At 74.9% G+C, this 24,078-nt stretch carries 25 protein-coding genes and 1 pseudogene; 10 read left to right on the top strand and 16 right to left on the bottom strand.

Annotation, left to right across the window (positions count from 1 at the left end):
- Nucleotides 1-13: 13 nt before the first annotated feature.
- Nucleotides 14-964, top strand: coding sequence for an NAD-dependent epimerase/dehydratase family protein (locus tag KPL57_RS33190; protein WP_226354540.1), 951 nt, complete (start codon nucleotides 14-16; stop codon nucleotides 962-964).
- Nucleotides 965-1,034: 70 nt separating this feature from the next.
- Here the strand turns inward: KPL57_RS33190 and KPL57_RS33185 are convergent, their stop codons facing one another.
- The 3 genes from KPL57_RS33185 to KPL57_RS33175 all read right to left on the bottom strand — a co-directional run bounded on the left by KPL57_RS33185 (nucleotide 1,035) and on the right by KPL57_RS33175 (nucleotide 3,690).
- Entirely contained in the window at nucleotides 1,035-2,108 is a 1,074-nt protein-coding gene (locus tag KPL57_RS33185) for a decaprenyl-phosphate phosphoribosyltransferase (RefSeq protein WP_208818715.1), read from the bottom strand.
- A gap of 4 nt (nucleotides 2,109-2,112) precedes the next feature.
- Entirely contained in the window at nucleotides 2,113-2,694 is a 582-nt protein-coding gene (locus KPL57_RS33180) for a phosphatase PAP2 family protein (RefSeq protein ID WP_226354539.1), read from the bottom strand.
- Nucleotides 2,695-2,850: 156 nt separating this feature from the next.
- On the bottom strand, nucleotides 2,851-3,690 hold the full coding sequence (locus KPL57_RS33175; RefSeq protein ID WP_226354538.1) for an HAD family hydrolase: 840 nt from the start codon (nucleotides 3,688-3,690) through the stop codon (nucleotides 2,851-2,853).
- 66 nt (nucleotides 3,691-3,756) lie between these two features.
- Between KPL57_RS33175 and KPL57_RS33170 the strand changes: the two genes are divergently transcribed.
- Complete coding sequence (locus KPL57_RS33170) at nucleotides 3,757-4,881, top strand: nucleotide disphospho-sugar-binding domain-containing protein (RefSeq protein WP_226354537.1); 1,125 nt, start codon at nucleotides 3,757-3,759, stop codon at nucleotides 4,879-4,881.
- A gap of 19 nt (nucleotides 4,882-4,900) precedes the next feature.
- On the opposite strand, the gene KPL57_RS33165 is transcribed toward KPL57_RS33170, so the two are convergent.
- Genes KPL57_RS33165 through KPL57_RS33155 form a run of 3 tightly spaced genes read right to left on the bottom strand, consistent with a single transcriptional unit; the run spans nucleotide 4,901 to nucleotide 7,350 of the window.
- A complete protein-coding gene (locus KPL57_RS33165; RefSeq protein ID WP_226354536.1) occupies nucleotides 4,901-5,353 on the bottom strand; it encodes a DUF350 domain-containing protein in 453 nt (150 codons plus the stop codon).
- A 53-nt stretch (nucleotides 5,354-5,406) separates the two neighbouring features.
- A complete protein-coding gene (locus tag KPL57_RS33160; RefSeq protein ID WP_226354535.1) occupies nucleotides 5,407-6,573 on the bottom strand; it encodes a glutathionylspermidine synthase family protein in 1,167 nt (388 codons plus the stop codon).
- A 3-nt stretch (nucleotides 6,574-6,576) separates the two neighbouring features.
- Nucleotides 6,577-7,350: a hypothetical protein gene (locus KPL57_RS33155; protein WP_226354534.1), complete on the bottom strand. Its 774-nt coding sequence runs from the start codon at nucleotides 7,348-7,350 to the stop codon at nucleotides 6,577-6,579.
- A 242-nt stretch (nucleotides 7,351-7,592) separates the two neighbouring features.
- On the opposite strand from KPL57_RS33155, the gene KPL57_RS33150 reads away from it, so the two are divergent.
- Entirely contained in the window at nucleotides 7,593-8,873 is a 1,281-nt protein-coding gene (locus KPL57_RS33150; RefSeq protein WP_226354533.1) for a septum formation family protein, read from the top strand.
- A gap of 1 nt (nucleotide 8,874) precedes the next feature.
- Nucleotides 8,875-9,225: a metallopeptidase family protein gene (locus KPL57_RS33145; RefSeq protein ID WP_226354532.1), complete on the top strand. Its 351-nt coding sequence runs from the start codon at nucleotides 8,875-8,877 to the stop codon at nucleotides 9,223-9,225.
- Between the two features lie 4 nt (nucleotides 9,226-9,229).
- Here the strand turns inward: KPL57_RS33145 and KPL57_RS33140 are convergent, their stop codons facing one another.
- From KPL57_RS33140 to KPL57_RS33130, 3 genes are read right to left on the bottom strand one after another with little or no spacing between them, the layout of a single operon-like run.
- Complete coding sequence (locus tag KPL57_RS33140) at nucleotides 9,230-9,976, bottom strand: histidine phosphatase family protein (RefSeq protein ID WP_226354531.1); 747 nt, start codon at nucleotides 9,974-9,976, stop codon at nucleotides 9,230-9,232.
- Nucleotides 9,973-10,920 (bottom strand): prephenate dehydratase, encoded by a 948-nt coding sequence (gene pheA / locus KPL57_RS33135; protein ID WP_226354530.1) that lies wholly within the window; start codon nucleotides 10,918-10,920, stop codon nucleotides 9,973-9,975. Before pheA ends, KPL57_RS33140 begins: the two co-directional genes overlap by 4 nt.
- 14 nt (nucleotides 10,921-10,934) lie before the next feature.
- A complete protein-coding gene (locus KPL57_RS33130) occupies nucleotides 10,935-11,843 on the bottom strand; it encodes a hypothetical protein (protein WP_226356620.1) in 909 nt (302 codons plus the stop codon).
- Between the two features lie 143 nt (nucleotides 11,844-11,986).
- Here KPL57_RS33130 and KPL57_RS33125 point away from each other — a divergent pair, with 143 nt between their 5' ends.
- Entirely contained in the window at nucleotides 11,987-12,742 is a 756-nt protein-coding gene (locus KPL57_RS33125) for a DUF2470 domain-containing protein (protein ID WP_226354529.1), read from the top strand.
- 7 nt (nucleotides 12,743-12,749) lie between these two features.
- On the opposite strand, the gene KPL57_RS33120 is transcribed toward KPL57_RS33125, so the two are convergent.
- Nucleotides 12,750-13,073 carry a DUF3817 domain-containing protein gene (locus KPL57_RS33120; protein ID WP_226354528.1) on the bottom strand — a complete coding sequence of 108 codons (324 nt, stop codon included), beginning with the start codon at nucleotides 13,071-13,073 and terminating at the stop codon, nucleotides 12,750-12,752.
- Nucleotides 13,070-13,627 carry a hypothetical protein gene (locus KPL57_RS33115; protein ID WP_226356619.1) on the bottom strand — a complete coding sequence of 186 codons (558 nt, stop codon included), beginning with the start codon at nucleotides 13,625-13,627 and terminating at the stop codon, nucleotides 13,070-13,072. The genes KPL57_RS33120 and KPL57_RS33115 overlap by 4 nt, the downstream gene beginning before the upstream one ends.
- A 765-nt stretch (nucleotides 13,628-14,392) precedes the next feature.
- Here KPL57_RS33115 and KPL57_RS33110 point away from each other — a divergent pair.
- Nucleotides 14,393-15,226: a CPBP family intramembrane glutamic endopeptidase gene (locus KPL57_RS33110; RefSeq protein ID WP_161151720.1), complete on the top strand. Its 834-nt coding sequence runs from the start codon at nucleotides 14,393-14,395 to the stop codon at nucleotides 15,224-15,226.
- A 107-nt stretch (nucleotides 15,227-15,333) separates the two neighbouring features.
- Nucleotides 15,334-15,870, top strand: coding sequence for a ferritin (locus KPL57_RS33105; RefSeq protein WP_083657986.1), 537 nt, complete (start codon nucleotides 15,334-15,336; stop codon nucleotides 15,868-15,870).
- A 64-nt stretch (nucleotides 15,871-15,934) separates the two neighbouring features.
- Here KPL57_RS33105 and KPL57_RS33100 read toward each other — a convergent pair whose 3' ends face one another.
- Nucleotides 15,935-16,864 carry a DUF5926 family protein gene (locus tag KPL57_RS33100; protein ID WP_100879147.1) on the bottom strand — a complete coding sequence of 310 codons (930 nt, stop codon included), beginning with the start codon at nucleotides 16,862-16,864 and terminating at the stop codon, nucleotides 15,935-15,937.
- Between the two features lie 21 nt (nucleotides 16,865-16,885).
- On the opposite strand from KPL57_RS33100, the gene KPL57_RS33095 reads away from it, so the two are divergent.
- From KPL57_RS33095 to KPL57_RS33085, 3 genes are all read left to right on the top strand, one after another.
- Entirely contained in the window at nucleotides 16,886-18,124 is a 1,239-nt protein-coding gene (locus tag KPL57_RS33095) for a cytochrome P450 (RefSeq protein ID WP_226354527.1), read from the top strand.
- A 196-nt stretch (nucleotides 18,125-18,320) separates the two neighbouring features.
- Nucleotides 18,321-19,007, top strand: a complete 687-nt coding sequence (locus KPL57_RS33090; RefSeq protein WP_226356732.1) for a hypothetical protein — start codon at nucleotides 18,321-18,323, stop codon at nucleotides 19,005-19,007.
- 152 nt (nucleotides 19,008-19,159) lie between these two features.
- Entirely contained in the window at nucleotides 19,160-19,591 is a 432-nt protein-coding gene (locus KPL57_RS33085; RefSeq protein ID WP_226354526.1) for a hypothetical protein, read from the top strand.
- A gap of 624 nt (nucleotides 19,592-20,215) precedes the next feature.
- Here the strand turns inward: KPL57_RS33085 and KPL57_RS70510 are convergent.
- The 4 genes and pseudogenes from KPL57_RS70510 to KPL57_RS33060 all read right to left on the bottom strand — a co-directional run bounded on the left by KPL57_RS70510 (nucleotide 20,216) and on the right by KPL57_RS33060 (nucleotide 23,944).
- Nucleotides 20,216-21,244, bottom strand: coding sequence for a DUF4328 domain-containing protein (locus KPL57_RS70510; RefSeq protein ID WP_308253065.1), 1,029 nt, complete (start codon nucleotides 21,242-21,244; stop codon nucleotides 20,216-20,218).
- A 3-nt stretch (nucleotides 21,245-21,247) separates the two neighbouring features.
- Complete coding sequence (locus tag KPL57_RS33070; protein WP_062399145.1) at nucleotides 21,248-21,577, bottom strand: rhodanese-like domain-containing protein; 330 nt, start codon at nucleotides 21,575-21,577, stop codon at nucleotides 21,248-21,250.
- A 436-nt stretch (nucleotides 21,578-22,013) separates the two neighbouring features.
- Nucleotides 22,014-23,606, bottom strand: a pseudogene (locus tag KPL57_RS33065) (cation acetate symporter); the annotation flags it as partial.
- Complete coding sequence (locus KPL57_RS33060; protein ID WP_226354524.1) at nucleotides 23,603-23,944, bottom strand: DUF485 domain-containing protein; 342 nt, start codon at nucleotides 23,942-23,944, stop codon at nucleotides 23,603-23,605. The gene KPL57_RS33060 and the pseudogene KPL57_RS33065, both read right to left, overlap by 4 nt.
- Nucleotides 23,945-24,078 lie beyond the last annotated feature (134 nt).

Genomic DNA, 24,078 nt, shown 5'->3' with positions numbered 1-24,078 from the left:
GAGGAAGGCAGGTATGCGCGCGCTCGTCACCGGCGGAGCCGGCTTCATCGGCTCCACCCTGGTCGAGTCCCTGCTCACCCGCGGCGACGACGTCCTCGTCGTCGACGACCTCTCCGCCGGGACCCGGGACAACCTCGCCCCGGGCGTCACGGTGGCCGAGCTCGACATCCGCGACACCGCCGCGCTCACCGCGCTGGCCGCGGAGTACCGCCCGGACGAGGTGTTCCACCTGGCCGCCCAGATCGACGTGCGCCGCTCGATGGAGGACCCGGTGCACGACGCCTCGGTCAACGTCCTCGGCACACTGAGCGTGCTGCAGGCGGCCCGGGACGCGGGCGCGGGCGCGGGCGCGGTCGTCGTCTGCTCCACCGGCGGCGCCATCTACGGCGACGGCGCGCCCCTGCCGACGACCGAGGCGGAGCCGGCCGAGCCGGAGTCGCCGTACGGGATGAGCAAGCTCGCCGCGGAGCGCTACACCCGGTTCTTCGTGCGGGCGCACGGCCTCCCGGCGCTGGTGCTGCGCTTCGCGAACGTCTACGGGCCGCGCCAGCACCCGGCGGGCGGGGCCGGGGTGGTCTCGCTGTTCTGCGACCGGGCCCGCACCGGGCTGCGGCCGACCGTGTTCGGCGACGGCGGCCAGACCCGCGACTTCCTCTACGTCGGCGACGTCGCCCGGGCGGCGCTCGCCTCGGCCGACCGGCTGGCGGCCGGGGAGCTGGCCGGCGAGGTGTTCAACGTCGGCACCGGCACCGAGTCCACGGTCGTCGAGCTGGCCGCGACGATCGGGGAGATCGCCGGGCTCGCCCCGGAGGCGTTCGCGCCGGAGTTCCTCCCGGCCCGGGCCGGGGAGCTGCGCCGCAGCTGCCTCGACCCGTCGCGCGGGATCGCCGCGCTCGGCCTGCCCGCGCCGACCCCGCTCACCGAGGGCCTCGCGCACACCTGGGCCTGGCACACCGGGCGCTGACACACCGGGCACCGACACACCGCGGGCCCGGCCCCCTGTGCGGGGAACCGGGCCCGGGCAGCGGCCGGCGTCAGCTGTAGACGGCCAGGGTGAGCATCGCGATCCAGGCCAGCGCCAGGACCTGCAGCGCCCGGTCGCCGAGCGCGATCTCCTCGGGCTCTCCGCCGGTGCCCCGGTCGACGTCCACCGAGTAGCGCAGCACCGCGATCACGAACGGCACGATCGACAGCACCGACCACACCGAGTTGTGGTCCTCGCGGATCTCGAACGCCCACAGCCCGTACATGACGATCATGACGGTGGCCGAGAGCGACCAGATGTAGCGCAGGTAGGACGCCGTGTAGTTCTCCAGCGACTTGCGGATCTTGGCCCCGGTGCGCTCGGCGAGGTTGATCTCGGCGTAGCGCTTGCCGGCGACCATGAACAGCGAGCCGAACCCGGTGACCAGCAGGAACCACTGCGACAGCGGGATGCCGGTGGCCACACCACCGGCGATGGAGCGCATCAGGAAGCCGGAGGCGACGATGCAGATGTCGAGCACCGGCTGGTGCTTGAGCCACAGGCAGTAGGACAGCTGCACCGCCACGTAGACGGCGAGCACGATGATCAGCTGCCAGGTCACCGCGAACGACAGCGCGATCGACCCGGCGAACAGCACGCCCGCCGCGACGAAGGCCAGCGGCACCGGGACGATGCCGGACGCGATCGGGCGGCGGCGCTTGGTCGGGTGCGCCCGGTCGGCCTCGACGTCGAGCGCGTCGTTGACCAGGTACACGCCGGACGCGGCCAGCGAGAACGCGACGAACGCGATCACGCAGTCGATCAGGACCGGCACGTCGAACAGCTGGCCGCTGACGAACGGCGCGGCGAAGACCAGGACGTTCTTCACCCACTGGCGGGGGCGCATCGTCTTGAGCAGACCGCGGGCGACCATCGTGGTGGTGCGCTCGGACGGGTCCATCGGCACGTGCGGGGCGTGCTCGGCGGCGACGGCGGCCGGGGCCGCGTCGGCCTCGTGGCCCTCGGGGGCGCCCGCGTCGTCGGGGGCGTCCGGGACGACGGGGGTCTGCGGGTCGGCGGCCCGGGCGACCTTCTCCTTCTCGGAGTCGTCGCGGTCGACCTTCGTGGGGTCGGTGCTGGTCATGCGCTCACCCTCCGGTGGTGGGGTTGCGTGAGATCACGCGACGCGCGGTACCGGCGACGGCCGCGCCGAGCGCGGTGCCGGTGGCGACGTCGGTCGGGTAGTGCACGCCGAGGACCAGGCGCGACAGCGCCATCAGGCCCACACCCGCCGCGGCCACCGGGCGGGAGCGCCTGCCCAGCAGGCCGCCGTAGAGCACGGCGGCGGCGGTGGTGGACGTGGCGTGCGAGGACGGGAAGCTCAGCCGGCTCGGGGTGCCCACCAGGACCCGGACCGCGGGGTGGTCGGGGCGGCGGCGCCGGACGACGCGCTTGATGCCGATCGAGGCGCCGTGCGCGAACGCGACGGCCGCGGCGGAGCCGAGCCACTCGCGACGGCGGGGGCGGTCCAGCGCGGCACCCACGACGCCGATCGCCAGCCAGCCCGCGGCGTGCTCGCCGAACAGCGACATCCCGCGGGCGACCCGCACGGTGCTGTCGTTCGCGAGAGCGCCCTGCACGGACGCCAGCACGGCGACCTCGCCGGTGGGCGGGACGTCGGCGGGCGGTTGCGGACCGGAACGGTCCAGGGTGTCTGCCGTGTCAGCCACGGGTGGGGGCCTCCTGGCGCGGGCGCTGGCACCCGGCTCGCGGGCGATGACAGCCGGTGATGGTACGCGCGGGCGGGGTCGTGGGCCGGGTCGGGGCGGCCCGTGGGACCGGGCATGACCGCTCGTCGACGGGCAGGTGAACGGCGCCGGGTGCGCTCAGAACCAGCGCTCCAGGATCTCGGCGAGCCCGTCGTGGGTGTGCGGTGCCGTCACCTCGTCGGCGAGCCCGACCAGGTCCGGGTGGGCGTTGCCCATCGCGACGCCGAGCCCGGCCCAGCGCAGCATCTCCCGGTCGTTGGGCATGTCGCCGAACGCCACGGTGTCCGCCGCGGTCACGCCGAGCCGGCGGGCGACCTCGGCCAGGCCGGTCGCCTTGGTGACCCCGGGGGCGGAGGCCTCCAGCAGCCCCGACGAGTGCGAGAACGTCAGGTCGGCCAGCCCGCCCGCCTTCGGTGCGAGCGCGTCCATCATCTGCTCGCTGGTCAGCTCCGGGGAGCGGATCAGCACCTTCGTCGCCGGGCGGCCGAGCAGGTCCTCGCGGCTGGTGGAGCCGCCGTCGTGCTCGCCCCAGGCGTGCACGTAGCCGGGGTCGGTGAGGAACTCGTCGACGACGCCCCGCACGCCGTCGTCGCCCTCGGCGTTCCCGACGCGCTCGACGCCGAACCCGCAGCCGGGGAACAGCTCCGCGGCGAGGCCGGCGAGCTCCCGGATCGTGGCGGGCTCCAGGGTGTGCGCGCCGAGCACGACGTCGTCGGCGGCGTCGTAGAGCACCGCGCCGTTCGCGCACACGCACAGCCGCACCAGGCCCTCGGGCAGCCGCGCGAGCACCGGCGGGATCCAGCGTGGCGGGCGGCCGGTGACCAGCACGAAGCCGGCGCCGGCGGCGACCGCCCGCTCCAGCACGGCGACGGTGCGCGGGGTGACCGCGCCGCCGTCGTCGAGGAGGGTCCCGTCGACGTCGGTGGCGACGAGCCGGGGCGCGTTCTCGACGATCACACCCAGAGCGTACGGAACCGCGCGGAGACCGCCCCCGGACGACCGCGTGGCGGTTACCCTCGAACGGTGCGCGTTCTGGTGGTGGCGGCCCCGCTGTCGGGACACCTGACACCGCTGTTGCCGCTCGCCCACGCGCTCTGGGACTCCGGGCACGAGGTGCTGCTCGCCGGCGGCGGCGACGCGCACCCGCTCCCCGGGACGGACCCGCTGCCGTTCATCGACGTCGCCCGCAGCCTGCGGGTGGGCAGGCTGGCCGCGCGCTCGCTCGTCGCGCACCCGGTGACCGCGCGGGCCGAGCTGGCCGGGCGCGGCGGCGACGCCGGGGTGCGCTCGCTGTTCGGCCCGGTGAACGAGGAGCTGACCGACGCGCTGGTGACCGTCGCCGAGCAGTGGCGGCCCGACGTCGTGGTGTACGAGCCCCTCGCGGTCGCGGGGGCACTCGCGGCCGCCCGGCACGACGTCCCGGCGGTCCTGCACGAGAACGGCCTGCTCGACGGGTTCGCGCTGGTCCGCACGCTGCTGGACTCCCGCCCGCTGCAGCGTGCCCGGCTGCGGCACGGGCTGCGCGGGGTCCCGCCACCGGCGATCGCGCTGACCATCGCCCCGTCGAGCCTGGTCGGGGCGCGCGACGCGCTGGCCGTGCGGCCGGGCCGGGCCCGCGGCTCCGGCCGGTCCTCGCTGCCCGCCTGGCTGAGCGGCCCCTCGGTCCGCCCCCGGGTGCTGGTGCTGCGCGGCGGCGGACCGGTGCGCGGGGACCTGCAGTCCTCCGCGGTGCGCGCGCTGCAGGGCGTCCGCGCCGACGGCCCGGACTGCGAGCTCGTGCTCGTCCGTCCCCCGGCGCGGCTGCTGCGCCACCACGGGCCGGGGGTGCGCACCGTCGGGCGGGTCCCGCTGGACGAGCTGCTGCCGGCCTGCGCGGCGGTGCTGCACGACGGCAGCGCCGCGCACGTGCTGGCCGCGCTCGCCGCGGGCGTCCCGCAGCTCGCGCTGCCCGGGCCCGGCGACCGGCGGCACAACGCCGAGCTGGTCGCCGCCCGCGGCGCCGGGCTGGGCGGCCCGTTCACCGCCGACACCCTGCGCAGGCTGCTGGACGACGGCGAGCTCGCGGCCGCCGCCCGCGACGTCCGCGCCGAGATCGCCGCGATGCCGACGCCGCAGGCCAGGGTCGAGGTGCTGACCGCCCTGGCCTGAGCGGCGCCGGGACCGGGGTCTAGAAGACGGCGACCGCGACGATCAGGCCGAGCGCGACGTGCGCGGCCGCGACGACCTTCGCCACCGCCCGCGGCTCGTCGGACTGGATGACCTCGCCGATGTCGATGCCGGTCACCCACTCCAGCAGCCGCACCGCGGCGACCTGGGCGATGATCCCGATCAGGCCGAACACCAGCGACGACACGACGCCCTGCAGCAGCGAGCCGTACGAGCCGTAGATCGCGGTGACGATGATGAACGCCATCGACACCATGCCGGCCGAGGTGATCGTGACCGCGTTCGGCAGGCCGCCGCGGACCATCGCCGGGAGCTTGCCGGGCGTGGTGAGGTCGATGGCCCAGAAGCCGACCAGCATGAGCAGGGTGCCGATCACGGCGTAGAGCAGGATCGCGCCGACACCGCGGCCGAGGAAGCCCCAGTACGTGGCGTCGAACGCCTGGGCGAGGATCACGGGAGGTACCTCCGGGGAGCGGGGGTGTGCAGGAACTGGTGCGGGAACGGGGGTCAGGACTCGGGGATGCGGTGCGGCACGAAGGCCGCGCCGTCGTCGGTGATCAGGCCGGCGGTCTCGCGGATGCCGAGCCCGGCGGCGGTGTCACCGACCAGCCAGGCGCCCAGGCAGGGACGGAACCCGTCGAACTCGGGCAGCGGGTCGAACATCTGGTAGACGAAGCCCTCGTCGCCGTAGACGCCGCCGGTGGCGGTCTCGTAGCCGGGGGCGACGATCTGGATGTTGGCGCCCTCGCGGCCCAGCAGGGGCTTGCGGACGTACTCGGTGAGGATCCCGGGGTTGCCGAGCGAGGCGGGCAGCAGGTTCGGGTGCCCGGGGTACATCTCCCAGAGCACCGCGAGCAGCGCCTTGTTCGACAGCAGGGTCTTCCACAGCGGCTCGAGCCACAGCGTCTCGGGGAGGCTGCGGGTGACGTGCTTGCCGAACTCGTCCGACAGCATCCACTCCCACGGGTAGAGCTTGAACACCGTCGACATCGGAGCTTCCTCGAGGTCGACGAAGCGGTCCAGTGCGGAGTCCCAGCCGATGTCCTCGATGGACAGTCCGACGGTGTCGAGGCCCGCCTCGGCGGCGGTCTCCTGGAGGTAGCCGACGGTGATGTGGTCCTCGCCGGTGGACTCGGCGCCGGACCAGGTGACGTGCACCTCCGACGACGGCAGCAGCCCCTTCAGCTCGCCCCAGCGTTCGACGAGCTTCTCGTGCAGGGAGTTCCACTGGTCGTCGCCGGGGTGGACGTCCTGCAGCCAGTGCCACTGCAGGATCGAGGCCTCCAGCAGCGAGGTGGGGGTGTCCGCGTTGTACTCGAGCAGCTTGGCCGGGCCGGAGCCGTCGTAGCGCAGGTCGAAGCGGCCGTAGAGGTGCGGGTCGGAGCGGCGCCAGGACTGCGCGACCTGCTCCCAGCACCACTCGGGCAGCGCGAAGTCCTTGAACCGCTCGGTGGTGACCACGTGGTCGACCGCCGACAGGCACATGGACTGGAGCACCTCGACGTCGGCCTCGAGGGACAGGACCTCGTCCATCTCGAAGACGTAGTGCACCGACTCGTCCCAGTAGGGCCGCTCGTTGCCCGAGCCGTCCCGGCCGGGGGTGCCGAAGGCGAGCCCCTGCTCGGCGACGGTGCGCTGCCAGTCCGGACGGGGGGTGCCGCGTTCGCGTCGCACGCCTCAGCTCCCGCTGGACGAGCCGGACCCGCCCGAGGACGACGACGACCCGCCGCCGACGCCGAGACCGCCCCGGGAGATCGTGCCGCTGCGGTTCGCCGAGCCGATGGTCGAGCCGGTCGTGCCGCTGCGGACCGTGGTGCCGCTCGGCGGCGGGGACACGTTCCCGCCGGTCGCGACCTGGCCGACACCGCCGGTGCCGCCGTAGTTGTAGTGGTACTGGCGGCCGCCGCCACCCAGGAAGATCGGGACGAAGGCGAAGCCGCCGCCCCCGTTGGAGACCTGGCCCTGGCTCTCCGGCCCGCTGCAGTTGTCGTCCGGCACGACGACGCCCTGGTCGTCGACGCAGCGCGCCTCGACCGACTCGCTGCCGCCACCGGACCCGGCGTAGACGGCCGCGATCAGGGCGACGACGCCGACGGTCGCGCCGGCACCGATCAGCACCCGCTTGGTGGTCTTGGAGCGGGCCTCCTTGAGCCGCACCGCCTCGCGGTCCGCGCGCAGCTTCTGCTCGCGGGCACGCTTCTCGGCGAGCGTGGGCTCGCGCGGCGCGGTGCTGCCGTCCTGCTGCCGGATCCGGCCGCGCGGCGCCTCGGCGGGCTGCTCGGCGGGCGCGTTCGCCCACGGCGCCGTCGCCGGTCCGTCGGTCTGCGGTGTCGGCGTCGTCGACTGCGGCTCCGGCGGCTGCGGTGTCGCGCCGCCCGGTGTCGCCCTCGGCGTACCGGCGGGCGGCGTGCTGTCGTCCGGGCCGCCGCCGGCGCGCGGTCCGTCGGTCATCGCTGGTCCCCCATCGTCACTCTCGTCCCCCGCGCGCACCGTACCGGGACCGGCCGACGACCACCGGCCGTTCCCGGATGACGATTCGGCTGCGTTTCACCCACGCCCGCCCGGACGAGTGGTCGCGGCACCCCGTCGCACCGGGCGGACCTGCACGTTCACAGCATCCGGCCGACCGACCGCCGCGCCGGGGCACCGGCCGGGTGAAGCCGGGCCGACCCCGGCTGCATGATGGGGACGTCATGGATTCCCGCTCCCCCGCCGGCTCCGACCGGCCCGACGCGACCGGCCGCACCGCCGTCCACGGCGGGCAGGGCACGACCTCGGTGCTGTCCCGGCCGTCGGCCACCCCGGTGGTCCCGACCCGTCGGCGACGGTCGTCGGAGGCCTCCGGAGGGGCGGGCGCAGGGCGGGGCGGGCTCCTCGGGGCCCGCCGGGTCGGCATCGGGATCCTCGTCGGCGCGCTGCTGATGCTGACCGTCGCGTCGGTGGACTCGCTGCTCGGCGCCGAGGTGCCGGTGCTGGGCTCGTTCGCGTCCTCCGGGGTGCCGAAGGTGGAGGAGCCCCCGCCGCTGCCGCCCCCGCCGGACACCGCGGGCACCTGCCTGAACTGGACCCGCTCCGACGCGACCGACACCGCCGCCGTCGACTGCGCCCGGCCCCACCTGTTCGAGCAAGCGGGGCGGGTCGCGCTGACCGACCAGCCGACGTTCCCGGCCGACGGGGCCTGGCAGAAGCTCGTCGCCGACCGCTGCACCCCGGTGGTCACGAAGTACCTGGACGGCAAGTTCGACCCGGACGGGAAGTTCCGCGTGGGCGCGCTCAAGCCGTCGCAGCAGCGCTGGGACGGCGGCGACAAGGGCATGCGCTGCGGCCTGCAGATGGCCTCGCGCAGCGGGGAGATGTTCCCGATCACCGGCAAGGTCGCCGCGCAGGACCAGTCCGCGGTGCAGCCGGTGGGCACCTGCCTGGGCATCGACGGCCGCACCGTCGGCGACCCGACCGACTGCGCCGGGCCGCACGCCGTCGAGGCGGTCGGGCTGGTCGACCTGGGCACCGAGTTCAAGGAGGACTGGCCGGCCGTCGAGGACCAGGACAAGTTCCTCCAGCCCGCCTGCACCGACGCCGCCAACACGTTCGCCGGCAACGACCAGGTGATCGGTGCCAAGGGACTCACCGTCTACTGGGGCAACCTCTCCGAGGAGTCCTGGAAGGCCGGCAGCCGCAAGGTCAACTGCAACATCGGCACCCTGCTGCCGGACAACAGCGGCTTCGCCTCGATCACCGGCTCGGTGAAGGGCAACCTCGTGGTCTCCGGGCAGCCCGCGGCCCCGGCGCCGTCCGCGCCCGGTGCCCCCGCCGGACCGGACGGCGCCCCGGCAGACGGTGCGGCCACCCCGGCGCCGGGCTCGCAGGCCCCGGTCGAGCAGCCCGACGCCGAGCAGCCCGCCGCACCCGACAGCGGCGCCGGGCAGCCGAACCTCGACATCCCGCCCGGCCTGCCCGGGCTGTCGGGCAACTGACGTGCCGGTGGCGATGCCCGCCGACCGATTCGACGAGCTGGTCGGCGAGGCGCTCGACCTCGTACCCGCCGAGCTCGCCGCAGCGATGGACAACGTCGTCGTGCTGGTCGAGCCGCGCCACCCCGACGAGCCGGACCTGCTCGGGCTCTACGAGGGCGTCGCGCTGACCGAGCGCACGGCGGACTACGCGGGCGAGCTCCCGGACCGGATCACCGTCTTCCGGGACGCCGTCCTCGACTTCTGCGACGACGAGGAGGAGGTCATCGACGAGGTCGCGATCACCGTCGTCCACGAGATCGCGCACCACTTCGGCATCTCCGAGGAGAAGCTGCACGAGCTCGGCTGGGGCTGACCCCCTACCGGTGGGTGGCGCGCCGCCCGCCGGGCATCGCGTCCCACAGCTCCGGGACCCAGCCGCCGCGGTCCCGACGCAGCACGACCCGGCCGGTGTTGGGGACCGGGCGCTCGCGGCCGTAGGTGACCTCGCCGTGGCCGGCGCCGGAGCCGTCGTGCCCGCCGAGCAGCGCCAGCGACAGGATCCGGATCGCCGCCCCGTGGCTGACGACGACGACCGCCCCGTCCGCCACCCCGGAGGTCACCGCAGCGAGGTCGGGCAGCGCCCGGTCCCACACGTCGCGGGCGGACTCGCCGCCGGGCATGGCGCGGTCGACGTCGCCGTCCCACCAGGCCTCGAAGACCTCGTCGAACGCGGCGCGGGCGTCGTCGCCCTCCTGGCCCTCGAGGTCCCCGACGAACACCTCGTGCAGGCCCTGGAGCAGCTCCACCTCGCGTCCGAGCGCGCGGCCGATCGGGGCGGCGGTCTCCTGCGCCCGGGTCGCCCGTGACGCGTACAGGCCCCGGACGGGCCACCCGGCGAGCAGCCCGGCGACCTCCTCGGCCTGTGCGTGACCCAGCTCGTCCAGCCCGGGGCCGGGCAGCGCGGTGTCGAGGCGGTGCCGCACGTTCGACGGGGTGCGGCCGTGCCGGACCAGCACGAGCCGCAGCGCGCCGTCGTCCGGCGGGACCTGTGCGGTCCGGGTGCCGGTGCCGACGGCCGCGAAGGAGGCGGCGCCGTCGTGCTCGTCGTCGGTCTGGTGGCTCACGTGTCGGCTCCCCGTCGGACCGCGGCGAGCCAGCGCTCGGACGCGGCGTAGTCGTCGGCGGTGGCGACGCCGAGCGCCGCCACCGGGCTCCCCACCCCGGCCGCCGGGGCGTCCGGTGCGGGATCGGATCGCGGGAACGACCCGAGGTAGATCAGCCGGTCGCAGCGACGGTGCAGCGCGGCCAGGGCCTCCCCCATCGCCGGGTCGGCGACGTGACCCGAGCAGTCGAGGTGGAACCAGTACTCGGCGTGGCGGTCCTTCACCGGGCGGGACTCGATCCGGGTCAGGTCGATGCCGCGGACGGCGATCTCGGTGAGCAGGCCGAGCAGGGTGCCGGGGCGGTTCGTCGTCGTCGCGACGAGGGTGGTGCGGTCCCAGCCGGTCGGCGCCGGTGGCGGGCCGGGGCGGGTCAGCAGCACGAAGCGGGTGACGGCGCCCGCGTTGTCGGCGATGTCGTCGGCCAGCACCTCCAGCCCGTGCTGCGTGGCCGCGAGCGGGGCGGCGACGGCGGCGTCGACCTCGCCCCGGGCGGCCTGGGCCGCGGCCTCCGCGGTGGAGGAGCTGACCCGGATCTCGGCGGCGGGCAGGTGCTCGGCGAGCCAGCCGCGGGTCTGGGCGATGCCGTGGCCGTGGGAGGCGACCGAGCGGATCGCGTCACGCGTGGTGCCCGGACGGCCCATCAGGCAGAACCGGACCGCGATCCGGGCCTCACGGGCGATCACCAGCGGCGGGTCGGCGACGAGCCCGTCGAGCACCGGCGGGACGGCGCCCTCGACGGTGTTCTCGATCGGCACGCAGCCGGCGTCGACGGAGCCGTCGCGGACGGCCGCCAGCACCGCGGGGGCGCCGGGCAGCGGCACGAGCTCGGCGCCACGCGACTCGGGCAGGGTCAGCAGGGCCTGCTCGGTGAACGTGGCGTGCGGCCCCAGGAATCCGATCCGCATCCGATCCGTCCTGATCAGTCCAGCAGCCCGAGGGCGACGAGGTCGGCGATCGGGACCGGCTCCGGGTCGACGCCGCAGCGCGGCAGGACGGTGCGGACCTGCTCGACGGCGGCCTCGGGCAGCTCGTCGAGCTCCCGGGCGAGCTTCTCGCCGTCGGTGCAGGCCAGGGCCTCCTCGGCCGGGTCGGGCGAGGCGCTGACCCCGGTCATCCGCGCGACGGCGGCGATCAGGTTCAGCAGGCCGTGGCGGCCGCGGGGCGTCGACGCGGACGAGTCCTCGCGGACGATCCGGTCGATGCCCTGGGCCGAGATCCCGCCGGTGCCGCTCTCCAGGCCGGCCAGCAGGAACTTGTGCACGTCGACGATCTCCGGCACGTCGGAGGCGCGCGGCCCGCCGAGGCGGATCTTCGGGGTGCAGCCGTGCTCGGCGACCTTGCGGACGGCGGCGAGCCAGGCGAGCGTGCCCTCCTCGTCACCCTCGACGGGGCGGCGCGGCTCCACGACCGGGGTCACCTCGTCCGGCACGAACTCCGAGACGCGCTCGAGCCAGATGCCGTCGACGTCCGGCGGTGCGGCGCACTCGACGGTGCTCGGGGTGAGCAGGCTGGAGCGGGAGAACACGGTCGACAACGCCTTCGGCACCGCACCCAGCCCGGTGTCGACTACGAGGGCCAGCTCCGCCGGCCGACTCGGCGCGGAACGGGCGAGCTCGGTGACGACGGCGGGCAGCTGCGACGCGGGGCAGACCAGCCGTCCGACGAGGCCTCCGTAGTGGCCGTCGCGGGCGGCGAGATAGCGCGACACGACGGCGTCGACGCCCGGTGCGACGGTCCTCGGCTGCAGCAGGCTGGTGTCGTCGACCAGCGCGGCGAGCAGCGGACGGATCGGCCACGGGTCGGCTGAGGAACCCGAGGGCACGGTCATCACGTCGACAGACGCTAACGGTCGGGTCACGGCGACCCATCAACGGGGGTTGCCCCCCTGTGTCCACAGCCACTGGACAGGCGATACTTCCTACTGATTAGGTAAGGGTTACCTAATCGGAGGTGAGAGTGGGAACGACCCGAGTGCGCCGCCCCCCGACGCCCGCCGTCGCCGAGCGAGCCCGCAGCCTCGTCACCCGTGGTGGCCGCGCGGCACTCGTCGGCACCGGCGAGCCGGAACCGTGTGCGCCGCTGATGCACCACACCTGGCCGGACGGCACGACCGACCTGCTGCTGCCCGACGACCACGTGCTCCGCGAGCGCGCCCGGCTCACCCTCGACGGGCTCCCGGTGATGCTCGAGCTGACCGGCAGCACGCCGGTGCCGCTCGACGAGCCGGTCCGGGAGCTGCTGTGGCTGGTCGGGACCCTGCAGGAGCCGGACCCGACGACCGGCCGGGAACGGGCGCTGCGGCTCGCCGAGAAGGCCCCGCACCCCAACCTCCTCGACGCCGGGCGCGGCGCCACGCTGCTGCGGCTGCACCCGTCGTCGGCGGTCTACTCCGACGCCGAGGGCTGCGCGCCGGTCTCGCCGACCGAGCTCGCCGCGGCCGAGCCGGACCCGTTCTGCCGGGTCGAGCAGGTGTGGCTGGAGCACCTGGACCGGGCGCACCCGGAGATGCTGTGCGCGCTGCGCCGCCACCTGCCCGACGGGCTGGGGTTCACCGGCGGCCGGGTCCGCCCGGTCGGCGTGGACCGCTTCGGGCTCCGCGTGCGGGTGCCCACCGCGACCGGCACCCAGGACGTGCGGCTGGCGTTCTCCGCGCCCGCGGACACGCCCGAGGAGCTGCAGCGCCGGTTCGCCGAGCTGGTGGGCTGCCCGGCGGCCGGGGGCCGCTGAGCCGGGCTCAGGGACCGGCGGGTGCCAGGTGCTCGGCCTGCACCTTCCGGGTCACCTTGCGCTCGGCGACGAACGACGCGACCGGGATGGTTCCCGCAGCCAGGATGACCACGGCGAACACCGGCTTCCACCGGCAGCGCTCGGCCAGGATCAGCGTGCACACGATGTAGATCATGTACAGGAAGCCGTGCACCATCCCGATCAGCGCGACCGGCCGCGGGTCGTCGAACAGGTACTTCGCCGGCATCGCGTAGAAGGTCAGCAGCAGCAGGCCGACGCCGGTGACCCACGCGGAGATCCGGTAGGCCTTCAGAGCGGTCGCGACGGTCACGGGGTGGACTCCTCCCGGTGCCGGGCCGCAAGGCGGGCCAGCTCCTCGTTGTAGGCCCGCAGCTGCGGGTCGGTGCTGCGGGGCGGGGCGGCGTTCGCCGGGCGGGACGTGAACGGCGACGGCCCGGCCGGGGGTGCCGGGACGGCGGGCTCGGTGGCCGGCGTCGAGACCGACGCAGCTGCCTCCTTCGAGGCCGCCCTCGTGGCCGCCTTCGTCGCCGACGCAGTGGCCGGCGTCGGGGCCGCGGAGGGGGCGGTCCCGGCGACGGGTGCCTCCGCGGCCGACGGCGCCCTGTCCGGCGTCCCCGCGGTCCCGCCGGGTCCGTCCGCGGCCGCCCGCAGGTCGGCGATCTCCATGCTCAGGAAGCGCCACCACATGACGCCGAAGAAGACGGCGAACAGCGGCCACTGCAAGCCGTAGCCCACGTTGAGGGCCGAGCCCATCGCCGATCCCGCACGTCCCCACTGCCAGATGGCCAGCCAGGTGCAGGCGACCATCGCGCCGAGTGTGAGGACGTGCCAGACCATCCACCTCGGGGACAGCAGCAGCCGCATCACGCCGACCAGGGTACGCACCCCGGCGTGGCCACGGCCGGGCCCCGACGAGCGCTCGGTCACGCCGGCCCGGGCGCCGTGGTGCGCAGACGGGCTCGTGGTCGCCCCGCCGCTCCCCGCCCGCCCCGTGACCCGCGACCCGCAACGCCGATCCGTCACCCACGCCGCGATCCGTCGCCCACGCGGTGGTCCGGTCCGTCGCCCGTCCGGCGGCCCGTCGCCCGACCGGGTGGTCCCCCGCTCGCCCGGCGGCCCCTCGCTCGCCCGGTGGTCCCCCGCCCGGTGGTTCCCTGCTCGCCCTGTGGTTCCCTGCTCGCCCTGTGGTTCCCCGCTCGCCCGGTGGTCCCTCGCCCGCCCGGTGGTCTCACCCCTCCGGCGGGCTCGCCCGCACGGTGGGCTCCCGCGCGCGGTGATCCGCAGTCCGCGCGGTGATCCGCGGACCGCGTGCGTCCGGACGCACGCGAACGACGAAACTGCGCGCGCCATGTGGATCACCGGCCGATGCGCACGCCGGGGCCCCGCAGTCCGCCGCCCGTTACCCCCGCCAGCGCGGCCATGCATCACCGGCGCGGTGGTGCCCCACCCGCGCGGTGATCCGCGGCTCGCGCGTGTCCGGACGCGCGCGAGCCGCGGATCAGCGCGCGCGGTGCCGATCAGGCCGCGATGCCGATCAGCCGCGGTGTGGATCACCCTGCCCACGCCCCCGCCTGCACCCCCGCGACGCGGCCCGCGGAGCCCCCCGGCACCCGGTGCAATGATCGCCCCATGACGAGCGGACCGGTCCCGGCACGACCGCGTGGGGCCCTGCGGGACTGGCTGAGCCCGGCGCCCCCGTCCTTCCCGGGCGTCGCCACCGACCCCCGCGAGCGACGGCTGATCGGCCTGGAGATCGCCGTCGTCCTGACCGTGACGCTGGGCCTGTCCGCGGTACGCAGCGCGCTGTCGCTGCTCGAGGCCCTGCTGAACCCCGCCCCGCTGGCCGACCAGCAGGTCACCCTGAACGCGCCCGCGTCCACCGACGCCTGGATCGACCTCGCGTTCCAGCTCGTCCGCGCGCTGCAGCTGGCCGGATGGGGCGCGCTGGCCGCGTACCTGCTGCTGCGGGCGGGCATCGCGCTGCGCCGGGTCGGGCTCGACGGGCGGCGGCCGTGGCGCGACGCGGCGCACTCCGCGGGCCTGGCCGCGCTGATCGGCCTCCCCGGGCTGGGGCTCTACCTGGTCGGACGGCTCGCCGGGATCACTCCGGACGTTGCACCCAGCACGCTGACCGACCAGTGGTGGCGGATCCCGGTGCTGGTGCTGTCCGCGGCGGCGAACTCCTGGGCGGAGGAGGTCGTCATGATCGGCTACCTGCTCACCCGGCTGCGGCGGCTCGGCTGGTCGGAGAACCGGTCGGCGTTCGCGGCCGCCGTCCTGCGCGGGTGCTACCACCTCTACCAGGGGATCGGCGCGTTCGTCGGCAACCTCGTCATGGGCCTGGTGTTCGCCCGCTACTGGCAGCGGACGAACCGGCTGTGGCCGCTCGTCGGCGCCCATCTGCTGATCGACGTCGTGGCGTTCGTGGGGTACGCACTGCTCGGTGGCGTGCTCCCGTTCTGACCCGGGAAAGCGGCCCTCACCAGCGGAAAGGTGACCCTGTCCAACTGAGACGGACACCCTTTCTGGAGCCGTTCCAGGAAGAGCCGCCAGTCGCTAACCTGGATGACATGACCGACGAGTCGAAGTTCCACGCCCTGCTCCGCGACCAGGTCCGGAGCGAGTTCACCGCCGCCCAGCAGTACCTCGCGATCGCCGTCTGGCTCGACGACGCCGACCTCCCGCAGCTGGCCGCGCACTTCTACGCGCAGGCCGTCGAGGAGCGCAACCACGCGATGATGATGGTCCAGTACCAGCTGGACAACGACCTCACGGCGACCATCCCCTCGGTCGGCGAGGTGCAGAACGACTTCGCCTCGGTCGAGGAGCTCGTGCAGCTCGCGCTGACCCAGGAGAAGCAGGTCACCGAGCAGATCACCACGCTGGCCCGCACCGCCCGCGACGAGGACGACTACCTCGGCGAGCAGTTCCTGCAGTGGTTCCTGAAGGAGCAGGTGGAGGAGGTCGCCTCGATGACGACGCTGCTCACCATCGTCCGCCGCGCCGGCGACGACCTGTTCCACGTCGAGGACTTCGTGGCCCGCGAGCTCGCGCGCGGCGACGCCGCCGACGCGACCGCCCCGGCCGCCGCGGGCGGCGCCCTGTAGGAACCCTCGTCGGTCCGACCCGGGTCCCGGCGCTCCTCGCAGGAGCGCCGGGGCTCGCGGCCGTCTAGCGCAGGGTGATCTGCTTGCCCGCGAGCACGTCGCGCGCCCGGTGCTCGGACTCGGTCAGCGGCGTGGCGTCCAGCCCGGCCACCGCCTCGTCGAGCCGCTTCGCGAACTCCGCGGCGGGACCCGCCCACTCCGAGGAGTGCATCTCCCGGTCGACGTCCCAGACCGGCACGAGCAGCCCGTGCGCCCGGAACGACCCGGCGTAGCGGGAACCCTCGCCCAGCTCCAGGCCGCCCTGGCCGGACAGCCGCGCCAGCGCCGCCATCAGCGTCGTCTCGTCCTCGGTCCGCACCCAGCGCACGTGCGCCTTGGACCCGGTGTCGACCCAGTACGCGCCGCGCACGCCGTCGGCGGTGACCGCCTCGGTCGGCATGATCACCGAGTTGGCGCGCTCCAGCATCGCCTGCGCCTCGGGGTCCGGGCTCTCCGACGGCAGCCACCACGCGAAGTCGGCGTGCACCGTCGGCTCCAGCGGCGTGCCGGGCTCCAGCACGTCCTGCAGCCGCTCACCGGTGTGGCGCCCGGCGCCGACGACCGGCAGCGACGATCCCGGCTCGGCCGAGCGCGCCCAGGCGAGCGCCCCGGCCAGGTCGGCCGAGAGGTCCCCGGAGCGGGTCTGGACCTGCATGCCGAGCAGGACCTCGCCGTTGTCGCGCACGATCGCGGCGGACGCGCCCGGCAGCACCGAGGCCAGCGTGACCGGCCCGCCGGAGCGGACCGGGAGGGCCGCCGTCGCCGACGGGAGGAACTCCCGCATGGCGACGAGGTCGGGCTCCGCCGCGAGGCCCTCGAACGGCCGGATGACGATCACGTCGTCACCGGCGCCGTGGCAGGCCTTGTACCGCTTGCCGGAGCCGCAGGGGCACGGCCGGCGCGGGTTGTCCCCCGCGTCGGCGGTGCTGGCACGGTTGCGCGTCTTCTTACCCATCGCCGGGCAAGGTAGCGGGTCGTGCATGTCTTCGATCCGGCCGACCCCGGTTTCCTCGCCGACCCCTACCCCGCCTACGCGGCCCTGCGCGCCGCCGGGCCGGTCCACGACCACCCCGGTCTGGGCGTCCCGGTCGCGGTGACGCACGCGGCCTGCTCAGCCGTGCTGCGCGATCGCGGCCTGGGCCGCATCTGGTCCGACGCCGAGCCCGCGGCCGAGCTGGCCGCGTTCAACCTGCTGCACCGCAACTCGCTGCTGGAGCGCGAGGGCGAGCCGCACACCCGGCTGCGACGCCTGGTGGCCTCGGCGTTCGCCCGTGGCCACACCGAGCGGCTGGCCCCGCTGGTGCGGGCGCGGGCCGGGGCCCTGGTCGACGACCTGGTGGCCCGCATCCGCGACGGCGCCCCCGCCGACCTGGTGGAGCTCGTCGCCGCACCGCTGCCGGTCGCCGTGATCGCCGACCTGCTCGGGGTGCCGGAGGACCGCCGGGCGCCGCTGCGGGACTGGTCCGACGCGATCGTGCGGATGTACGAGCCCGCCCCCGGCGACGACGGCCGTCGCGCGGCCGAGCAGGCGTCGGCCGACTTCACGGCGCTGCTGCGGGAGCTGGTCGACGAGCGCCGGTCCGGCCGCGCCGCCCCCGCCACGGACACCGGCGCGGGACCGGACCTGATCACCGACCTGCTCGCCGTCCGGGACGCCGACTCGCCGTCCGTCCGGCTCGACGAGGACGAGCTCGTCGGCACCGCGGTGCTGCTCCTGATGGCCGGGCACGAGGCGACGGTCAACGTCGTCGGGAACGGCGTGCACGCCCTGCTCCGGCACCCGGACCAGTGGCAGCGGCTGCTTGACGACCCCGGACTGGTCGGAACGGCCGTCGAGGAGCTGATCCGCTTCGACGCCCCGCTGCAGCTGTTCGAGCGGACCGCCGTCGTCGACACCACGGTGGCCGGCCACCCGGTCCCGGCGGGCACCCGGATCGCGACGCTGCTCGGCGCGGCCGGGCGCGACCCGTCCGTCTTCGGCGACGACGCCGACCGCCTCGACGTCGGCCGCTCCCCCAACCCCCACCTGGGCTTCGGGGCCGGAGTGCACTACTGCCTGGGCGCCCCGCTGGCCCGGCTGGAGATCGCCGAGGTGCTGCGCGCGCTGCTGGGACGCCTGCCCGACGCCGTCGTCGACGGCGCGCCGGTCCGGCGTCCACGGTTCGTCATGCGCGGCTGGGCGGAGCTGCGACTGGCCGCCCACACCGTCCGATGAACCGAATGCCGCAATGATCCAAGAGCCGAACGGTCCATTCCCGGGAGCCGTCGGCGAATTGTCGATGGCGCCGCGCAATCACCGACGAAAAAGGGGCGTCGGGAACGACCGGAACCGACGTCGACGACCATCGGACGACGTGGTGGAATCGACAGCGATGGAATCGTGGTCGGAACTGCTGCGGACCGTTCTCGGCGTGCCGGGGACGGGGTACGCCTGCGTCGCCGATCCCGCCACCGGCGAGCTCGTCGCGGACGCCGGCGGGCGTGCCGTGCCCGGCCTCGCCGAGGTGCTCGGCTGGGGCGCCGCGCAGGTCGTCGCCGAGGGACCGGGGCCGGTGTTCGAGGATGCGGTGATCACCACCCGGGAGGGCGACCACCACCTCCTGCGGGCGCTGCCCCGCGACGGCGCGGCCCCGCTGCTCGCCTACGCCCACCTCGACCGGTCCGGCAGCCCCGTCGCGCTCCTCCGGCGGGCGCTGCGTCCACCCGGCAGGACCCCGGTACGGACGGATCCGCAGGTCACAACGCCGCCCGTCGCGCCGGCCGCGGCCCCGGCACGTCCGGTGATGCGGGTCCGCCCGGCCGCGCCCGCGGTGTCGCCGCCCGGGCCCGCGGACCCCCCACCGGCGACGGTCGCGGTGCCGAGGCCGTCGCCGGTGCCGGACGCCGAGCGCACCCCGGCACCGGCCGTCCCGCTCCCCCGGCGGGCGCCCGGCCCCGCCGAGCCGTCCGAACCGGCCCAGCCCCCTGCCGCGGCCGACGGTGACGACGCGCACGCCGGAGCCGTCCCGGAGGGCGGCCGGTGGGCCGACGACCTCGGCACCATGGCCCGGATCCTCGCCGCGCTGCGCCGTCTGGACCCGTCGTCGACCACCGGGTGACGACAGGGTGTTGACGCTCCGGAATTGCGCGTTATCGTTGTCCGCCCCGGCGCCGGAAAGAACTGAGATCATTTTCCGCGGAATGCGGAACAGGATCGCGGCGCGGGCTCCCCGAGATCGTCGCGGCGGTTGCTGCGCGGAAGGCACCTGAGATGAACAACATCGATCGTTCCCTGGACATGGCCGCCAACATCAAGGGCGCGTTCGCGGTCGCGATCGTCGACTTCGACAGCGGCATGACCCTGGGGTCGCGCGGGGGAAGCCCCGAGTTCGACCTCGACGTCGCCGCGCCCGGCAACTCCGACGTCGTCCGGACCAAGCTCGAGGTCATGCAGAAGCTGGGGCTGCGCGAGAACATCGAGGACATCCTGATCACCCTCGACACCCAGTACCACCTGATCCGGATCATCCGCGGCACCGACGAGCAGCTGTTCTTCTACCTCGTGCTCAACCGCGCCCAGGCCAACCTGGCGATGGCCCGCCGCGACCTGCGCGTCATCGAGCAGCAGTTCGCGATGACCTCGCCGCAGGCCGGTGCGCCGCAGCAGCAGGGCCAGGCGTTCTTCCCCGCCCAGCAGCGCTGAGGCCCCCGCGACCCACACGACCGATGGGACGTCACCGGCACGCCGTCGCCGTGCGCACCGACGGGCTGGCCGCCGTACTCGGGCCGCTGTTCTTCGACCCGCGGATCCGTTCGGCGGCCCTGCTCGACGTCGACAGCGGGATGGTGCTCGACGTCTGCGGGCCCGACACCGCCGTCGGGCGGACGGGCCGGGGGGTCCCCTCGGCCCACGACCACCGCGACGAGGTCCGCGGCGCGGCGCACGCCGAGCTCGTCCGGATCGCGCTGGCCCTCGCCCCGAACGCGGGCGGGCGGCTCGGGCTCGTCCTGGAGGCGGGCCCGGACCGGCACGTGCTGCGCACCGTCGCCGACCCGCACGGCGGGCGGCTGGCCCTGTCGGTGGTCGTGCGCGGCCCCGACCGGGCCGTGCGGCGGGTCCGCAAGCTGCTGGAGGAGGTCTCCGACGCCGCGCTGACCGCCGGCCCGTCGACGGCGGTCCGCCCCGGCTCGGCGGGCTGGGCGGCCACGCCCGTCACCCCCGCGCCGCCGCCGGCTCACCCGACACCCGCACCCATACCGGCACCGGCACCGGCATCCCCACCGGTGGTGCGGCCGGACACCGCCCGGGTGCCCAGCCCGCCCGGGTTCAGCCCGCCGGGTCCGCTGCCGTGGTCGGGACCGGTGCCGCCGTCGGCGCTTCCCGCGGGGCCGCCGCTCCCACCGGCACCGCCGGCTCCGCGCCGGCCGTACCCGCCGTCGCCGACACCAGCAGCTGCCGGGGACCCTGCGCCCGCGTCCCCAGCAGAGCGGTGAGCAGGCGGACGACCCGGATCGTGCGCCACGCCGTGACCGCGGCGAGCACGTCGGCCCAGGCGTGCAGGACGACCCCGTCGGCCAGCGCCTGCGTACCGGTGCGGAACCGCCAGACCAGGACGACCACGCCGAGGACCACACACGCCCCCCACAGCGCCCACCAGACCAGCAGCTCCCGCGACGGCGACGGCCGCCGTTCCGGCGGCAGGTCCAGCGCGGCATGCTCGGTCTCGGCCAGCAGCGAACCGGGCGCGACCAGGTTCCAGCCGGGCACCACCCAGCCCGCGACGACCCAGCGGCGGCTCCGCCAGGCGCGCGTCCCCGCGCGGTCCGCGGCGGCCCGGTAGGTCCACAGGCTCCACGAGATCATCAGCACCCCGGCGGCGATCGTCGCCACCACCGAGGACCAGCCGCCGAACCACACCAGCGCGTCGGAGACGCCGACGGCCTCCGGGGACAACGCGTCGGACCGGCTGAACAGCAGCAGCACGTACCGCCACACCTCGGCGACGGCGGCGACCCCCGACACGACGACGACCACCCACAGCACGGGCACGAGCTGCGCGGCCAGCGCGCGGGCCCGGTCGACCGGCCGGAGCGGGCCCTCACCGGGGACCGGCGTGATCCGCCAGGGCCCCACCGGGAGACCCCAGCGCGGGACGGCGCGGTAGCGGGGCGGGCCGGCGTAGCGGTCCCGCCGGGCCGTGGGCTCGGCGGCCGGCCCACCGGGCGTCGTCGCCACCCAGTCCAGGGCGGCCAGGTACCGGCCGCACCACGGGCAGAACGCACCCCCGCCGGGGGGCGCCGTCCGGCCGCAGCGCGGGCACGGCGGGCCCGGCCGTCGGGACGCCGGCGCGGACACGGGTCAGGCGATCCGGGGGGCGCTGCCGTCGTCGGTCACGACCGTGCGGCCCTGGGCGGCCCAGTCCTGCATGCCGCCCTCGACGTTCACCGCCGGGAAGCCCTGCTGGGCCAGGTAGGCGACGACCCGGGCCGACCGGCCACCGGAGCGGCAGACGACGTAGAGCGGGTCGTCGGTGGGGACCTCGCCCATCCGGCCGGCCAGCTCGGACATCGGCAGGTGACGGGCGTGCGGGGCGTGCCCTGCGGTCCACTCGTCGAGCTCGCGGACGTCCAGCATCGGGGCGTCGGCGGGGAGATCGGACACGCTCACGGCGGGAACCGGGTCGGACATGGCGCCATCCTGCCACGCCGCCCCGTCAACCCGCCGTGAGCGGCGCGGGTCAGCGGCCGTCGTCGCGGTAGAGCGACCCGTGCGGGATCGTCACCTCGTTCGGGTTCAGCGGCGGCTGGACGGCCCGGTACCCGCCGGTGGCCTGCGCGGGGCGGTACCCGCCGGTGCCCTGCGGCCCGGGCCTGCGCCCCGTCCCGAACCGGTCCGGACGCCCGTCGGCCCCGACCGCGGGCTGGGTGCCGGTCAGCCCGGTGTTGCCGAACAGCTCACCGGCCTGGCGGCTGGTCTGCGGCCGCTGCGGCCCCGGGTTCGGCCGGGGCTGCGGATGCGGCTGCGAGCGGTGCCGGCCGGAACCCTCGGCCTCGCGCCGGGGGATCCCGATGAGGTCCTCGGCGGGCACGGCGGTCGGCTTCGGCGCCTCCTTCGGCGCGGTGGTCGCGCGCACCGCACCGGCACCGGTGAGCGAGCGGACCTCCATCTCGGCGTAGCGGGCGGCGTTGAACCGCTCGCGGCCGCCGAGGAAGGTGCCGATGATGCCCAGCGCGAACGACACCGGGATCGACACCAGGCCGGGGTTGGACAGCGGGAAGAACGCGAAGTCCACGTTCGGCACCATCGAGGTCGGGGACCCGGACACCGCCGGGGAGATCACGATGAGGCCCACGCAGACGATCACGCCGCCGTAGATGCTGCACAGCGCGCCGGTCGTGTTGAACCGCTTCCAGAACAGCGAGAACAGGATCGTCGGCAGGTTCGCCGACGCGGCGACCGCGAACGCCAGCGCCACCAGGAAGGCGACGTTCTGGCCGTTGGCGACGATCCCGCCGCCGATCGCGACCAGGCCGATGACCAGCGCGGTCGTGCGGGCGACCTTGACCTCGGCGTCCGGCGTGGCGGTGCCGCGGCGGAGCACGTTGGCGTAGACGTCGTGGGCGAACGAGGCCGACGCGGTGATCGTCAGACCGGCGACGACCGCGAGGATCGTCGCGAACGCCACCGCCGAGATGAGGCCGAGCATGATCTCGCCGCCGAGGGCGTAGGCCAGCAGCGGCGCGGCGTCGTTCTGGTTGGCGCGGGTGATCGTCCCCGGCGGCAGCAGCGCCGTGGCGCCGTAGCCGAGCACCAGCGTGAACAGGTAGAAGATGCCGATCAGCCAGATCGCCCAGACCACCGAGCGCCGGGCCTCCTTGGCCGAGGGCACGGTGTAGAAGCGCATCAGGATGTGCGGCAGACCCGCCGTGCCGAGCACCAGTGCGAGGCCCAGCGAGATGAAGTCGATCTTGTTCGTGTACTGCAGGCCCGGGTTGAGGATCGCCTCGCCGTGCTCGGAGTTCCGGGTGGCCTGCTCCAGCACCGCGGACAGGTTGAACCCGTAGCGGCCGAGCACCCAGGTGGTGAGCACGGCGGCACCGGTGAGCAGCAGACCGGCCTTGATGATCTGCACCCAGGTGGTGCCCTTCATGCCGCCGAACAGCACGTAGAAGACCATCAGGCCGCCGACGACGACGATCACCAGCGCCTGCGCCAGCTTGTCGGTCTTCGGGATCTGCAGCATCAGCGAGATCAGCCCGCCGGCCCCGGCCATCTGCGCGATCAGGTAGAAGAGCGAGACGACCAGCGTCGAGGTCGCGGCGGCCGCGCGGACCGGGCGCTGGCGCATCCGGAACGCCAGGACGTCGCCCATCGTGAAGCGGCCGGTGTTGCGCAGCAGCTCCGCGACGAGCAGGAGCGCCATCAGCCAGCCGACGAGGAAGCCGATGGAGTAGAGGAAGCCGTCGTAGCCGTAGAGCGCGATGGCCCCGGCGATGCCGAGGAACGAGGCCGCGGACAGGAAGTCACCGGCGATCGCGGTGCCGTTCTGCGGGCCGGTGAACGCGTGGCCACCGGTGTAGTAGTCGGCACGCGTGGCGTTCGTGCGGCTGACCCGCAGCACGATCATCAGGGTCACGATCACGAACAGCAGGAAGAACCCGAGGTTCGCGGTGACCGAGCCGACCGACTCGGCCTGGGCCAGTACCGACGTGGTCATGCGCGCACCTCCGCCTGCTCGACCCGGGCGCGCAGCTCGGCGGTCGGGCCGTCGATCTCACGCTCGGCGAACCGGACGTACAGGGTCGTGATCAGGAAGGTGGAGACGAACTGGCCGAGGCCGACGAGCAGCCCGACCGTGATCGTCCCGACGACCCGGGTGGACATGAACTCGGGGGCGTAGCTGGCGAGACCGACGTACGCGAGATACCAGGCGAGGAAGATCGCGGTCATCGGGAACACGTAGCGCCGGAGACGGCTGCGGTACGCCCGGAACTCGGGACTCGCCTGGACCTGCTGGTAGATCGTGCCGGCCGAGCGCTCTGCGGGGCTGCTCATGGCGCCGGTTCCTTTCGGGTCGTGCTGCGGGGAGCCGGGCCGCGTCGTGGCCGGGGGACCGCGGCGCGCCCCCGGGGGACACACTTCACCCGGAACAACGACGGGGTATCGCATCGGGGAACGTCGTTGCGTGC

The organism is Pseudonocardia sp. ICBG601, assembly GCF_020496245.1.
Note: the sequence above shows the minus strand (reverse complement) of the source record. Positions and strands in the feature narration are given on the sequence as shown.

Coding starts and splice junctions, on each gene's coding strand:
- KPL57_RS33190 (WP_226354540.1), top strand. CDS start 14: ATGCGCGCGCTCGTCACCGGCGGAGCCGGCTTCATCGGCTCCACCCTG.
- KPL57_RS33185 (WP_208818715.1), bottom strand. CDS start 2,108: ATGACCAGCACCGACCCCACGAAGGTCGACCGCGACGACTCCGAGAAG.
- KPL57_RS33155 (WP_226354534.1), bottom strand. CDS start 7,350: ATGACCGACGGACCGCGCGCCGGCGGCGGCCCGGACGACAGCACGCCG.
- KPL57_RS33150 (WP_226354533.1), top strand. CDS start 7,593: ATGGATTCCCGCTCCCCCGCCGGCTCCGACCGGCCCGACGCGACCGGC.
- pheA (WP_226354530.1), bottom strand. CDS start 10,920: ATGCGGATCGGATTCCTGGGGCCGCACGCCACGTTCACCGAGCAGGCC.
- KPL57_RS33130 (WP_226356620.1), bottom strand. CDS start 11,843: ATGACCGTGCCCTCGGGTTCCTCAGCCGACCCGTGGCCGATCCGTCCG.
- KPL57_RS33115 (WP_226356619.1), bottom strand. CDS start 13,627: ATGCGGCTGCTGCTGTCCCCGAGGTGGATGGTCTGGCACGTCCTCACA.
- KPL57_RS33110 (WP_161151720.1), top strand. CDS start 14,393: ATGACGAGCGGACCGGTCCCGGCACGACCGCGTGGGGCCCTGCGGGAC.
- KPL57_RS33105 (WP_083657986.1), top strand. CDS start 15,334: ATGACCGACGAGTCGAAGTTCCACGCCCTGCTCCGCGACCAGGTCCGG.
- KPL57_RS33100 (WP_100879147.1), bottom strand. CDS start 16,864: ATGGGTAAGAAGACGCGCAACCGTGCCAGCACCGCCGACGCGGGGGAC.
- KPL57_RS33085 (WP_226354526.1), top strand. CDS start 19,160: ATGAACAACATCGATCGTTCCCTGGACATGGCCGCCAACATCAAGGGC.
- KPL57_RS33070 (WP_062399145.1), bottom strand. CDS start 21,577: ATGTCCGACCCGGTTCCCGCCGTGAGCGTGTCCGATCTCCCCGCCGAC.
- KPL57_RS33060 (WP_226354524.1), bottom strand. CDS start 23,944: ATGAGCAGCCCCGCAGAGCGCTCGGCCGGCACGATCTACCAGCAGGTC.